General features: G+C 58.0%; 12 protein-coding genes. 5 read left to right on the top strand and 7 right to left on the bottom strand.

What is annotated here, in order from left to right; translation table 11 throughout:
- Entirely contained in the window at positions 1 to 486 is a 486-nt protein-coding gene (locus tag ABD837_RS15035) for a TlpA disulfide reductase family protein (RefSeq protein WP_345056061.1), read from the top strand.
- Positions 487 to 525: 39 nt separating this feature from the next.
- Positions 526 to 1131, top strand: coding sequence for a thioredoxin family protein (locus ABD837_RS15030; protein WP_345056059.1), 606 nt, complete (start codon positions 526 to 528; stop codon positions 1129 to 1131).
- Between the two features lie 68 nt (positions 1132 to 1199).
- On the opposite strand, the gene ABD837_RS15025 is transcribed toward ABD837_RS15030, so the two are convergent.
- The 3 genes from ABD837_RS15025 to ABD837_RS15015 all read right to left on the bottom strand — a co-directional run bounded on the left by ABD837_RS15025 (position 1200) and on the right by ABD837_RS15015 (position 3365).
- The gene (locus ABD837_RS15025) at positions 1200 to 2180 is read right to left on the bottom strand and encodes an NAD(P)H-quinone oxidoreductase (protein ID WP_345056057.1); all 981 of its coding nucleotides are present in this window, start codon (positions 2178 to 2180) and stop codon (positions 1200 to 1202) included.
- Between the two features lie 257 nt (positions 2181 to 2437).
- Complete coding sequence (locus tag ABD837_RS15020; RefSeq protein WP_345056055.1) at positions 2438 to 2971, bottom strand: PAS domain-containing protein; 534 nt, start codon at positions 2969 to 2971, stop codon at positions 2438 to 2440.
- Positions 2972 to 2996: 25 nt separating this feature from the next.
- Complete coding sequence (locus ABD837_RS15015) at positions 2997 to 3365, bottom strand: hypothetical protein (RefSeq protein WP_345056053.1); 369 nt, start codon at positions 3363 to 3365, stop codon at positions 2997 to 2999.
- A 185-nt stretch (positions 3366 to 3550) separates the two neighbouring features.
- Here ABD837_RS15015 and ABD837_RS15010 point away from each other — a divergent pair, with 185 nt between their 5' ends.
- Positions 3551 to 4117 (top strand): hypothetical protein, encoded by a 567-nt coding sequence (locus ABD837_RS15010; RefSeq protein WP_345056051.1) that lies wholly within the window; start codon positions 3551 to 3553, stop codon positions 4115 to 4117.
- A 152-nt stretch (positions 4118 to 4269) separates the two neighbouring features.
- Here the strand turns inward: ABD837_RS15010 and ABD837_RS15005 are convergent, their stop codons facing one another.
- Positions 4270 to 6456 carry a glutamine synthetase III family protein gene (locus tag ABD837_RS15005; protein WP_345056049.1) on the bottom strand — a complete coding sequence of 729 codons (2187 nt, stop codon included), beginning with the start codon at positions 6454 to 6456 and terminating at the stop codon, positions 4270 to 4272.
- A gap of 362 nt (positions 6457 to 6818) precedes the next feature.
- On the opposite strand from ABD837_RS15005, the gene ABD837_RS15000 reads away from it, so the two are divergent.
- Together ABD837_RS15000 and mtaB are read left to right on the top strand one after the other, a co-directional pair.
- Positions 6819 to 8555, top strand: coding sequence for an LTA synthase family protein (locus tag ABD837_RS15000; protein WP_345056048.1), 1737 nt, complete (start codon positions 6819 to 6821; stop codon positions 8553 to 8555).
- Between the two features lie 51 nt (positions 8556 to 8606).
- Positions 8607 to 9941, top strand: a complete 1335-nt coding sequence (mtaB, locus tag ABD837_RS14995; RefSeq protein WP_345056047.1) for a tRNA (N(6)-L-threonylcarbamoyladenosine(37)-C(2))-methylthiotransferase MtaB — start codon at positions 8607 to 8609, stop codon at positions 9939 to 9941.
- 8 nt (positions 9942 to 9949) lie between these two features.
- Here the strand turns inward: mtaB and ABD837_RS14990 are convergent, their stop codons facing one another.
- The 3 genes from ABD837_RS14990 to ABD837_RS14980 all read right to left on the bottom strand — a co-directional run bounded on the left by ABD837_RS14990 (position 9950) and on the right by ABD837_RS14980 (position 13042).
- The gene (locus ABD837_RS14990) at positions 9950 to 10339 is read right to left on the bottom strand and encodes a hypothetical protein (protein WP_345056045.1); all 390 of its coding nucleotides are present in this window, start codon (positions 10337 to 10339) and stop codon (positions 9950 to 9952) included.
- 583 nt (positions 10340 to 10922) lie between these two features.
- Positions 10923 to 11738, bottom strand: a complete 816-nt coding sequence (locus ABD837_RS14985; RefSeq protein WP_345056043.1) for a hypothetical protein — start codon at positions 11736 to 11738, stop codon at positions 10923 to 10925.
- Between the two features lie 65 nt (positions 11739 to 11803).
- Positions 11804 to 13042, bottom strand: coding sequence for an ABC transporter permease (locus tag ABD837_RS14980; protein ID WP_345056042.1), 1239 nt, complete (start codon positions 13040 to 13042; stop codon positions 11804 to 11806).
- Positions 13043 to 13276: the final 234 nt, after the last annotated feature.

Genomic DNA, 13276 nt, shown 5'->3' with positions numbered 1-13276 from the left:
ATGCGACTATTAAAATTTCTCGTTCTAATTGGCAGCTTATGCTGTTCAGCGCCAGTATTTGCTCAACAGGTTACTGTCATCCGGTTTCCGGAGCTGCAGAAGCGGTTGGTGCGGCCCACCGATACGACGTACGTGGTGAACTTCTGGGCAACGTGGTGCGGCCCCTGCGTAAAAGAATTGCCCAATTTTGAACAGTTGCGCGTGGCCAATGCTGGCAAAAAGGTAAAGGTGTTGCTCGTGAGCCTCGACTACGCTTCGCAGGTTGACAAAAAGGTGAAACCATTCGTGAAGCAGCGCAGGCTGAAATCGGAAGTGGTGCTGCTGAACGAGCCCGACCCCAACGAGTGGATTGATAAAGTGGACGCGAAATGGTCGGGCGCACTTCCCTTCACGCTCATTTACAACAACAAAACCAAGCAGCGCGCCAGCTTCGAACGGGAGCTTTCGGCTGCCGAACTCACGGCGGCACTGAAGAAATTTCAGTAGCTGTTACCTTTCAGTATTCAACCATAACCATCTCCAGCCATGAAAAAAGCCCTGCCACTCCTCGCTTTCTGCCTTCTGTTGCTAAGCAGCTTCGTGTTGCGCCCGCTGGCCGACGGGTACAAAGTTGGTGACAAAGCCACTGATTTTAAGCTGAAAAACATCGACGGCAAAATGATGTCGTTGGCCGATAACAAGGCAGCCAAGGGCTACATCGTGGTATTTACCTGCAACACCTGCCCTTACGCCAAAGCCTACGAAAGCCGCATCATCGACCTGAATACCAAATACGCGCCGCTGGGCTACCCGGTGGTGGCCATCAACCCGAACGACCCGGCCGTGGCTCCCGGCGACTCATTTGCCGACATGCAGAAAAAGAAGTATGCCTTCCCCTATTTGCAGGATGAATCGCAGCAGGTAGCCAAAACCTACGGCGCGACCCGCACGCCCCATCTCTACGTGCTCACCAAGCAGGGCTCGGATTTCGTGGTTTCGTACATCGGAGCCATCGACGACAATTCGGAGGATGCCAAGCTGGCTAAAATCAAATACGTCGAGAATGCCATGACCGAAATTCTGGCCGGCAAGCCTGCTACCACCAATTCGACTAAGGCCATCGGCTGCACCATCAAGTGGAAGCGGGCGTAATCGAATCAGAAGACACTATTTGAAGGTCCTGTCAAGCTACTTCAAACAGCTTGGCAGGACGTTCTACTTTACGCCCCGTTGCTTACTTCCAGCACAATTTTACCGATGTGCGCGCTGCTTTCCATAAGCCCGTGCGCCGCCGCTGCTTCTGCCAGCGGAAATGTTTTGTAGATGACCGGCTTGAATTTGCCCGCGGCAATAAGTGGCCACACGTTTTCTTCTACAGCCGCTGCCAGCGCCGCCTTAAAATCGGCCGAACGGGGCCGCAGCGTGCTACCCGTGATACTTAGTCGCCGCCGCATCACCTCCAGCGCATTGAACTCGCCCTTGCAGCCCTGCATGGCGTTTACAAAAACCAACCGGCCGTCGTCTTTCAGCAGCCACAGGTTTTTGGTAATGTACTCGCCGCCTACCATGTCCAGAATAACGTCCACACCTTCAGCTTTCAGCACGTCCTCAAAATCCTGGGTTTTATAATTAATGGCCCAGTCGGCCCCCAGCTTTCGGCAGGCTTCGCATTTGGCATCGTCGCCGGCTGTAACGGCCACCTGGCTGCCCAAGGCCTTCGCTAGTTGAATAGCGGTGGTACCAATGCCGCTGCTGCCCCCGTGCACCAGCAGCGTTTCGCCGGGAAGCAAGCCGCCGCGCTGAAACACATTGTACCACACCGTAAACACCGTTTCGGGCAGCGCTGCGGCTTCGGTCATACTCAAGCCAGCGGGCACTGGCAGGCAATGGCGGGCATCAACCGTAGCGTATTCGGCGTAACCACCGGCGGGCAGTAGCGCGCACACCCTATCGCCGGGTTGCCACCGCGTCACCCCGGCACCGCAGGCTTCGACGGCGCCGGCTATTTCCAGCCCGGGCACCAGGCCACTTACATCACCGCTCCCCGCATACTTCCCCTGCCGCATCAGCACATCCGGCCGGTTTATACCAGCGGCATGCACCCGAACCAGGACCTCATGCGCCGCCGGCTGCGGCTTAGCAACCTGCCGAAGCTGCAGCACTTCCTGTCCACCAGGTTGCTGGATTACGATAGCATTCATTGGAAAGTAAAAAAAGAAACAGATTTATGCAACGCAATTAAGTACTCGTTCGAAAGTAAACGAGTAAAAGAACGTCATACAGAGCGCAGCGAAGCATCTCGCGTGCAGCGGTAAATCAATCGTTTGACAACGCGAGCGAGATGCTTCGCTGCGCTCTGCATGACGGTTACTTTTGCTTGAGAACTTAAGCCAACAACCAAGCCCTACATGCGAAACGGCCCCAAAGGGCCGTTTCGATTTCCACTTTGTGCAGCAGCCTATTTAGTGGCTGCTTCGCGCAGCTGCTTGAGCTCGCGCTCCAAATCCAACGTTCGAAACATCACCTTCGCTTCCAGGTCCGAGTACGCGAGTTCGAGCTGCTCGCGCAACTGGCGCTGTTCCTGTATATCCGTACAGGTGCCAAACCAGGCGATAATCTGGCCGTTCTCGTCGCGTCGCGGCAGGGCCTGGCCCAAAAACCACCGGTACGAGCCATCCTTAGCTTTGAAACGGTATTCAATGCTATAATCGTCGCCGGTAGCCAACGAATGGCCCCACACCTGGCGGGCACGGGCCTGGTCATCGGGATGCAACAGGTTGTTCCACATATCGGAGCCCACACTGTCGGCCAGCACATACCCGGTGAAATCCGTCCAGCGCTGATTAAAATAGGTGTGGAAGCCGTTTGAGTCGGTTATCCATACCAACTGCGGAATGACATCGGCCAGAAAAGTAAACTGTTCGGGACCAACCAAACCTTCGCCAACATTGGCCGGCAACTTCACTTCTTGTGCGGGGAGGGAATCGCTCACAAATATTTTATAAGGAGGAGAGAAATTAGTTGGCGCGGTTCAGCTGAAGCTCCATTCCGGAAGCAAAGTACAGGTTGAGCTGACTGTGCAGGCCATCGGCCGAGCGGCGCAGGCGCGTAACAAGGGCGCGCGTGGCCTCGTTGGGCAACTCAAAATTCAGGTAGGGGCGGTTCAACATCTCGTCGCGCATTACCTGCCAGTAGCCGGTCTGGCCTGGGCTTGTTGCGGTGGCCCGGGTTTCCAGCTTACCAGGGGCCAGCACAAACTCGTCGGCCTGCGCTAACGGACTGAAAGGGTCGTTTTGGTTGAGCACGCGGTTGGCAACCTGCCATTCGCCATCGAAGTAATCGTCGGGCGAGTATTGTAAGTTTATATCCAGCAGCAAATCTGACATGAGTAGGTAAAAGCAAAGCGGGGCAGCTCGTGCAAGTGCGCAACAGCGCATAAAAGCCCGCCTTTGTTGTTGCAAGCGCCAGTGAGGTTATAAACCACCCGGCTTTTCTGCATCTTTTTTAACTCCTTCCGCCGTCAATACGTTCCTCAGGAATGGCCTTTCATGGCTCTAAAGCACGTCCTTTTATGAAAAAACCACCTTTCCTGCCCTCGCTGGCTGGCATCGCCGGCGTCGCCCGCCTAACGGGTCTGGCGGCCTGGCAAACCGGCCGATTGTTCCGACAGCTGGCGGCCCGCGCGCTCGATGCGGTGCAGGACGTGCTGCGCGCCGAAGTCGAAAAAGGAAACCTAAAGCTGGTGGCCGATTTCCTGGCCGACAAAGCCCTGCCTGCCGCCCGCGTACTCCTCATCGAGCAAATGACCGTGCGCCTCTTGCTACGCCTGGGCCTGCGCGGGGCATTGGCGTCCAACGTCGTGGGCTGGGTGCTGCCCTTCGTATTAGAAAAGCTAATAGTTGCCGGCAACAAAAGTGGCCTGTTTGATAAGTTAAAGGCCAACCCGACGGTAAGCGAAGCCTTGGGGAAGCTCGACGAGCTGCGCAGTGCTGCCTGGAAAATGCTGGTGCCCGACCCCGGCAGCAGCGTCGAAGTACTAGCGGATGAGCTTGCAACTCCTCGCCTGCCATTACTATTGGCAGAAACCACATCTGCATCCAAAAAGCGTATAAAAAAGCCTTCTGAGACACCGCAATAGGCCTTGTAACAGGTAAATAAAGGGCTGAATTTCCCGCAATCGATTGCGGAGCAAAACCAAAAAAAGGCGCCCCACTGAGGCACCTCTTTCCCAATCGGGGCGCGGCGAGAATTCCCACCCAACACCGGACCCGATTCCGTCCCGAGGGAGTACTAGCGGCTGAACAACAGCTCGCGGTACTTCACCAAGGGCCAGTCCTCGTCGGCCACCATGCGCTCCAGCTTGTCAACTGCGCGCCGGATGGGCTCGAATTTTGGTTTTACCTCTTCGCAATACGCAAGGGCTAACTCGCGGGCATCGCTGATTTTATTTGCTTTTTTGCGCGCCTCAGTCATTTCGTCCACCGTGTTTTTGATGGTCGAGACGTGACGCGAAATGTCCTTAATCATGTCCAGCGTGGTCTGGCTGTGCTCGTCGTCGAGGCCCAGGTCGCGGAGGCCGCGCACGTTGTTGATGAGTTTGGTCTGATAGGCCAGCGCGGTTGGGATGACGTGGTTCACGGCCAGGTCGCCCATCACGCGGCTTTCAATCTGAATTTTCTTCTGATATTCTTCCAGCAGAATCTCGTGGCGGGCGTGTAGCTCCACGTGCGAGAAGATGCCGTGGCGCGCAAACAGCTCGGCGGCGTCGGTACGTACCAGCGCATCCAGCGCCTGGGGCGTGGTAGCTATGTTGTTGAGGCCGCGGCTGGCCGCTTCTTCCTTCCACTCGTCGGAGTAGCCGTTGCCTTCGAAGCGAATGTTCTTCGAGCTGATAACGTACTCGCGCAGCACTTCCACAATGGCCACTTCCTTTTTCTTGCCCTGCTCGATGAGCACATCAACGGCAGCCTTAAAGTCGATAAGCTGGTCGGCAACGATGGTGTTGAGCACCGTCATGGCCGAAGAGCAGTTGGCCGACGAACCCACCGCACGCAGCTCGAACTTGTTGCCAGTGAAGGCGAAGGGCGAAGTCCGGTTGCGGTCGGTGTTGTCGAGCAGAATGGGCGGAATCTTGTCGATGCCCAGCTTCAGGTAAATATTGTCGCCTTTGTCGAGCGGCAGCTTGGCGGTGCGCTCCAGCTCATCGAGCACGGAGTCCAGCATCGAACCCAGGAACACCGACATGATGGCCGGCGGAGCCTCGTTGGCCCCCAAGCGGTGGTCGTTGCTGGCCGAGGCAATGCTGGCGCGCAGCAGGTCGGCGTGCGTGTGCACGGCCTTGATGGTGGTGATGAGGAACGCCAGGAACTGGAGGTTCTCTTTGGGGCGGCGGCCGGGCGCGAGCAGGTTCACCCCGGTATCGGTGCTCATTGCCCAGTTGTTGTGCTTACCGCTGCCATTCACGCCAGCAAAGGGCTTCTCATGCAGCAGGACTTTGAAGTTATGACGGTCAGCTACGCGGGCCATCACGTCCATCAGCAGCTGGTTGTGGTCAACGGCCAGGTTGGCGTCCTCAAACGTGGGGGCGCACTCGAACTGGTTCGGGGCTACCTCGTTGTGGCGGGTGCGCAGCGGAATGCCGAGCAGGTTGGCCTCTTCCTCAAACTCCAGCATGAAGCCGTGCACGCGGGCCGGAATGGAGCCGAAGTAATGGTCGTCGAGCTGCTGGCCTTTGGCCGGGCTGTGGCCAAACAGGGTACGGCCGGTGAGTACAAGGTCGGGGCGCGCATCGTGCAGGGCTTTATCAACCAGGAAGTATTCCTGCTCGATGCCCAGCGTGGTGTTAACGCGCGAAACGTCTTTGTCGAAGTAATGGCAAACGTCAATGGCGGCTTTCTCGAGCACGGCCAGCGACTTCAGCAACGGGGCTTTGTAGTCGAGGGCTTCGCCGGTGTAGGCCACGAAAATCGTGGGAATGCACAGCGTCTTGGCCCCTACCGTTTCGATGATGAAAGCGGGCGATGTGGGGTCCCAGGCGGTATAGCCACGGGCCTCAAAGGTGTTGCGAATGCCGCCGTTCGGAAACGACGAAGCATCGGGCTCCTGCTGCACGAGGGCCGAGCCCTTGAAATTCTCAATCGGCCGACCATCGGAGTTCAGGTCGAAGAATGAGTCGTGCTTCTCGGCAGTGGCGCCGGTGAGGGGCTGGAACCAGTGGGTGTAGTGCGTCGCACCTTTAGCCATTGCCCAGGTCTTCATGGCCGAAGCCACGGCGTCGGCTACGTTGCGCTCTACAGTCGCGCCTTGTTTGGTAGCAGCTTGTAACTTTTTGAAGTAGTCGCCGGGCATGGTGGCGCGCATGGCCTCCAGGTTGAACACGTTCTGCCCAAAGGTTTCGGAGCGGCGCTTGCCAGCCTCCACCGTAATGGGGTAACGCTGATTGACTAATTCGAGAGCTTTAAAACGCAGGATGGCCATGTAAAAAGGAACCGGGTTGAAATGCCAGAAGCAGATTGATATGGCAAAGATAGAGCAGAAAAGCATTTTCCCGAATATCTACCTAAATTTTTCAAGCTGTTTTCAGAAATTACCACCATTTATCACCATACCCCCTTTGGAAAACGACGTCTTCTAGAGAATTCAAGGCAAATCCTGCAAACGGTTGCCCTATCCTTAATGACCAAGGCTCCCATTCAGCTAATTACCTTTGAGCCGTGAAAAACCGCTTTGCGTTTCAGCCGCGCTACTTTTTTTTCTGGCTCCTCTTTTTTGGATTGGGCAGAGCCCTTTTTCTAGGTTATCAGCATGTGCCGGCTGCTAAACTTCCCGCTGCCACGCTATTGGCTACCTTTTGGTATGGCTTGCGGCTCGATGCCTCGGCGGTAGCTTATGTGTGCCTGATACCATTTTTGCTGCTGACGCTGGGCAGCTTGTGGCCCCGGCTGCCTATGCGCAGTCTATTGTTGGGCTATTCGGTATTGGTAGGCCTTGTGCTATCGGCACTAATAATTGCCGACCTTGAATTATACCGCGCCTGGGGCTTCCGGCTCGACGACACGCCGCTTCAGTACCTAAACTCGCCTCAGGAAATGGCGGCTTCGGCCGGCGGTGCGCCGCTAGGGCTGCTACTGGCGGCGTTTCTGGTACTAGCCGGTGGCGGCTGGCTCTTGTATAAAGGAGTGGTGGGGCGGCTGGCACCGCTACCCGCTTGGTTTGGGCGTGGGCGCGCAGCACTGGCGTGCCTGCTGTACCTGGCGCTGCTGGTAGTGCCTTTGCGAGGGGGCACGCAGCAAATTCCCATCAACCAGAGCGACGTGTATTTTTCGCGCACCGCATTCGCCAACCATGCCGCCTTAAACGTGCCCTGGAACCTGATGAGTGCGATGGTGCTGCGCAGCGAGGAACACCCGCCCCAGCCATTCATGCCCGACAGCACCGCCCGTCGGCTGGTAGCTACCCTATACCCGCTGGCAGTGGGCAAACCCGCTCCAGCTGATTCGACAACCAGCATTCTGGCCGAGGCGCGACCCAACGTACTGTTCATCATTCTGGAAAGCTTTACCAGCAAATTTGTGGGTAGCGTGGGCGGCGAGCAGGGCGTAACGCCGGTGCTCGATAGCCTGGCGCGCACCGGCGTGCTGTTCGACCACATGTATGCGGCCGGCGACCGCAGCCAAAAGGGCCTGGTGTCGCTGCTATCGGGCTATCCCAACCAGCCTACCACCAGCATCATTAAGTTTCCGCGCAAAACCGAGCACTTGCCGCATTTGTGCCGCTCGTTGGCTGCTGCGGGCTACCGTTCGCACTATTACTACGGCGGCGAGCTGGCTTTCGCCAACATGAAAAGCTACTTGCAAACCGCCGGCTACGAGCACCTCACCGAGCGCGGAGACTTTGCGCAGGGCGACCAGAACTCAAAATGGGGCGCGCACGACGGTGTGCTTTTCGACCGCATACTCGGGGACTTACGCCAGCAGCCCACGCCATTTTTCGTTACGGCTTTTACCCTGAGCAGCCACGAGCCCTTCGACGTGCCCATGAAGAAGCACTTTCCCGGGACAGATGAGGTGAGCCTATTTCGCAACTCGGTGTATTATACCGACCAGGAACTGGGCCGCTTTCTGCGGGCCGCGCAGCGCGAGCCCTGGTACGCACATACGCTCTTGGTGCTGGTAGCCGACCATGGGCACATCCAGCCCGGCAATTCCTCCAACCAGAGTCCCGACAAATTTCGCATTCCGCTGCTGCTGGCCGGCGGCGCGCTACGGCCAGCAGCGCGCGGACAAGTGGTGCATACCATCGCCTCGCAAACCGACGTCGCCGCAACCCTATTGCACCAGCTAAAACTCCCGGCCACCAGCTATGTGTGGAGCCGCGACCTGCTGGCCCCGCGCCCAAACCCGGTCGCTTATTACTGCTTTAATAACGGGTTTGGGGTGGTTTCGCCCCAGGGTTCGCTGGTGCTCGACAACGTGAGCCGTGAAGTGTGGGACCGTACCCCCACTGCAACTGACTGGCAGCTGCACTTCGGACAGGCCATGCAGCAACTCACCCTGGCAGACTTTGCCCGGAAGTAAGCGCGGTTAGATTCGGGCACGCGGGGCCGCTGCCGTACCTTTACGCCCAATATGCCTACTCCTCAATCCGTCGCCTTATATACGCTCGGCTGCAAACTCAATTTTTCCGAAACCTCGGCCATTGGCCGGCAGTTTGAGGAAAAGGGGTTTGCCAAAGTTCCCTTCGAAGCCGGGGCCGACCTCTATGTTATCAATACCTGCTCGGTTACAGACCATGCCGACCGCAAGTGCCGCAAGGTGGTACAGCAGGCCCTTAAGCATAATCCCGATGCCTTTGTAGCCATCGTAGGCTGCTATGCCCAGCTCAAACCACAGGAAATTGCCACTATCCCGGGCGTAAGCGCGGTGTTGGGTGCTTCCGAAAAATTTCAGCTAGTCGATATCCTGGCCGACTTCAAAAAGCCCGCGCCCGGCCAACCCGGGGCCGTGCACGCCTCGCCCATCAGCGAAGCGACGGAGTTTGTGGCCGCGCACTCGTTTGGCGACCGTACCCGTACCTTCCTGAAAGTGCAGGACGGTTGCGACTACTCCTGCTCGTTCTGCACCATTCCGCTGGCGCGGGGCGGTAGCCGCTCGGGCAGTGTGGCCAGCGTGGTAGTCCGGGCCGAGGAACTGGCTGCCACCGGCGTGCAGGAAATTGTGCTCACGGGAGTGAATTTGGGCGATTTTGGCCTGCAAGGCCCCGAGCGCGAGCGTCTGGAAGACTTTACCCAGCTGGTGCAAGCCCTCGATGAGGTGACCGGTATTCGCCGCTTCCGCATCAGCAGCTGCGAGCCCAACCTGCTCACTGACGGGGTGCTTGAAACCGTGGCAGCTTCGGCGCGCTTCATGCCGCATTTCCACATCCCGCTGCAGAGCGGCTCAGACAAAATTCTGGGTTTGATGCGGCGGCGCTACCGCCGGGCGCTTTACGCTGGCCGGGTGGCCCGCATCAAGGAGCTCATGCCGCACGCCTGCATTGGTGTAGATGTTATTGTGGGCTTTCCCGGCGAAACCGACGCTGATTTTCTGGACACCTATAACTTCCTCAACGAGTTGCCCATTAGTTACCTGCACGTGTTTCCGTACTCGGAACGGCCCGATACGCTGGCGCCAACCCTGCCCGGCCGCGTGCCCGACCGTGTGCGCCATGAGCGCACGACTCAATTGCGCAGCTTGTCTGAAAAGAAAAAGCGCTTCTTCTACGAGCAGCACCTGGGCCTCGAAACTGAAGTGCTGTTTGAAGACGACGTAACCGATGGCCGAATGGAAGGCTTTACGCCTAACTACATTCGGGTAGCGGTGAAATACGACCCCCTGCTGATAGGCGAGCGCAAAACCCTACGCCTCACTGCCGTGACTCCCCAAGGCCTGATGGAAGCCGAAGAAATAGGCATTTTCGTCTGAGACCCGGGCTAAACCATGCCTTGCCGGGCCATAGCCAGCATTTCGCGCAGCATTTGCTGCTGTTCGAGCAGGTGCTGGTTGCGAAGCTCAGCCAAGGCCAGCTGATGCTGGAGGTGCTGGGCATGAATGGCCGCCGCAATGTAGCCGTCGGGGTTGGGCGTTGCGGGCGCTGTTGCAGGTGCTCCAATTGGAGCAGTGGCTACTGATTGAATTGGCTGAACTGGGACAGCAGTAGTTTCTACCGGCGCATTTATCGGAGGTAGCTCTGCACTTGGTTCAGCCGGAGCAAATGCCGCATCCTGATGGGCACCCGGAGTAGGAACGGGCCGGAAAGGACGTACGGGTCGCTGCGTTGAAACTGATGGCATGTCCACTTCCTTTTTTGCGCTTTGCGACATGTCGAAAATGGGCAGTTGAGTTGGTGGGCTACTTTGCGAAACAATTGATTCGTCAACACCTGATGCTGGTGCAACGGGCAGAGAAACGTGGGCGGCTGGGGTGCCAGCTGCAGCGGAGGCCAGGGCCAGGGTAGCGGCAATTTCCTCGGGATGCAGCCTCGTAACGGTAGGGCGCCGGGCAACCCTGTGGGCTACATCCGACAAGTCAATAGGCTCGAAATTGGGCTCTGAAGCACTGGGCTCTGATTGAACAACGGGAGCAGCTACACTGCCATTATTGCCAACCAGCATAGGCCCCCGCCCGAGCAGCAGCCAATCGCGGGACACATTTGGGTAAATCTCAAACACCTTGCACATCAAATCGAAACCTGGCTTGTTACGCCCATCAATCAGGTGCTGTACAACACTCGCGGTTTTGCCCAGTGAGATTGCAAAGCTGTTTTTAGTGAGCCCAAATTGCTGGATGAGCTGAGCAAAACGCTGGTCGATGGACCCAGCGGAAACAACAGGAACGGAAGCGGCCATGGCATTTACACAAATGAGTGCTTGTGCAAATGTATAACTTTATCGCACCACTACCCTGCTACCGCGCAGCAGGCGTATTTTTTTGCACCAATTCGGCCAGGCGGCCCTGTGCCTGCAGCCTAGCATACGGAAAGCGGTAGGTTTCTTCTGGTACGTCGGCCAGGGTTGCGGCTTGCTGGTTGGTTGGGTACAGCAGTACCAGTGCATGCGGGGTGAGCGCAAACTCCTGCAACGATACCGCCGGAGCACCGCCAGCAAAATCTACCTGTCGCTTGGTGGCATTCCAGTGCAGGGTTTGGGCCAGTGCCGCGCGGCCCGGGTGTTTGCGGGTAGCGCTGTCGGCCAGAAACTCGCCCATGCGGCGGTTCACCGCGGTTTCGAGCCGGTGAGCAAGTTGGGCAGGCGGGTCGGCAACAAGGGCACTTAGTGGCAGCCGCTGGCCACTGCTCAGGTCGAATACCAGGTAGCGCTGCTGCTCGTAGCTGGGCGTGCCCCGGAATTCCATCGACAACTTAACCGAAAGTAAGTAGCCTTGATTAAGCAACACCTGAAACCTTGACCCGGTGAGGCAGCAATCGGTGGTGGCCACCTGCCGCAATTGCTTGGACAGTGAAGCAGTGGTATCGACCGGGGTTTTCGCCAGGGCCAATACTGCCCGGGCAATGGTACGGTTGATGCGCTGGCTGGCGGCTTCATCCGCGAGGCGCACCTGCGGCAAACTAAACTGCGCACCCTTGCCTGCTCCCAGCACGGCATAGGTTTCTGCCCGGCCCGGCCCGGGTACCTGCGCAACTCCCTGCAGTTGGGTTCCAGCGACCAATGCAGCCACGCACACCCCATACAGCAACCCCTGTCGTGTACCCGTAAACGTCATAAGCAGATAGCGGAAATGAATGACAGTATAGCCACCGACACGTTAATTCAAGCGTTTTTCCTGGCCTACTCGTAGCGCAGCGAATCGATGGGGTCGAGGGCAGCGGCTTTGCTGGCGGGATAATACCCGGAGGCCATGCCTACTCCTACACAAATAATGAGGCCCACCACTATCCAGCCCCAGGGCACCAGAAAGGCCCCCGAGCCCACAAAGCTGGCCACGCCGTTGCCGCCCAGCACGCCCAGCAGGATGCCCAACGAGCCGCCCAGTACGCAGATAACAACGGCCTCAATCAGAAACTGGAGCCGGATTTGCTGCGCCGTGGCTCCCAGCGCCTTGCGAATGCCGATTTCGCGGGTTCGCTCGGTCACCGACACGAGCATGATGTTCATGAGGGCAATGCTGGCTCCGAGCAGCGTAACGAAAGCAATGATGCTACCGCCGGCCTTCATTTTGCCCGAGAGCGAATCGAGCGTGGCCGCCAGCGACTCGCTGCTTTCCACCACGAAGCTGTCTTCCTGGCCCAGTTTGTCGTGACGCACGGCACGCATGATGCCGGTTGCCTCCCCCATCACAAAGTCCAGGGTGCCGGGCTTATCGGTGGCGGTTTTCACGTCGTAGGTAAGGGCGCGCTGGCGGGGCAGCTGGTTGCCGGCCTCCAAGGGCAGCAGGGCCAGGCGGTCGGCCCCGCCGCCGCCGGCCCCGCTGCCACTTTTTTCGAGCAGGCCCACAATCAGAAAGCGGCGGCCCAGGGCGCTCACGTAGTGGCCCACAGGTGGTACTTTCGGGAAGAGTTTCTGGCGAATTTCATCGCCCACAATCAATACGTTGGCACCACTGTTTAGCTCAGACTGCGAAAAAATGCGCCCCGCAGCCAGGTTATAGCCCTGGATTTTCAGGTAGTTTTCGTCGCCGGCTATTACCTGCATGTTGGGATTGGTTTTGATGCCGTTGGCTTTCATCTCGACGGCGCCCGCAATAAAGGCTGAAAGCCCCACCTGGGCCTGGTCGCCAATGGCGGCCTTGTATTGCTTGGCTTGCAGAAAGTCGATGGGTGGATAACTCTTAGCCTGCACCCCGCCGCGCTGGTAGCGGTTGGCATACCCCTTGGCGTGCAGCTCAAACGAGTTGGCTCCGAGGCTGGCAAAGGTGTCGGAAAGCGAATTTTTCATCGCATCAATGCCCGTAAGGATGCCCACCAGCGCAAACAGGCCAATGCTCAGAATCATCGCCGTGAGGATGGTGCGCAGCAAATTTGCCCGAATGGAGCGGAAGGCTTCGCGGACGTTTTCAAAGGGACTCATGGGCAAGCAGGGAAATGGCGCGCAACCGGCGCAGCACGAATGGCCGCGCCAAACAGGCTTGGCCGGAACGAAAGTAAGCGGAGAAAACGCCCCGGCACAAGGCAGCACGTGCAGGCAGCGTACCAGCTAAAGGCTGCGCCACACACCAATGGTTGCGCGCCCGGGCAGTCCAAAGTTCGGCGGGCCAGCCGTAACTTGAACCACCGCCGCCGCAACCTCGTTGGAGCGGGGCAA

Source organism: Hymenobacter glaciei, assembly GCF_039539585.1.
Classification (GTDB): domain Bacteria; phylum Bacteroidota; class Bacteroidia; order Cytophagales; family Hymenobacteraceae; genus Hymenobacter; species Hymenobacter glaciei.
Note: the sequence above shows the minus strand (reverse complement) of the source record. Positions and strands in the feature narration are given on the sequence as shown.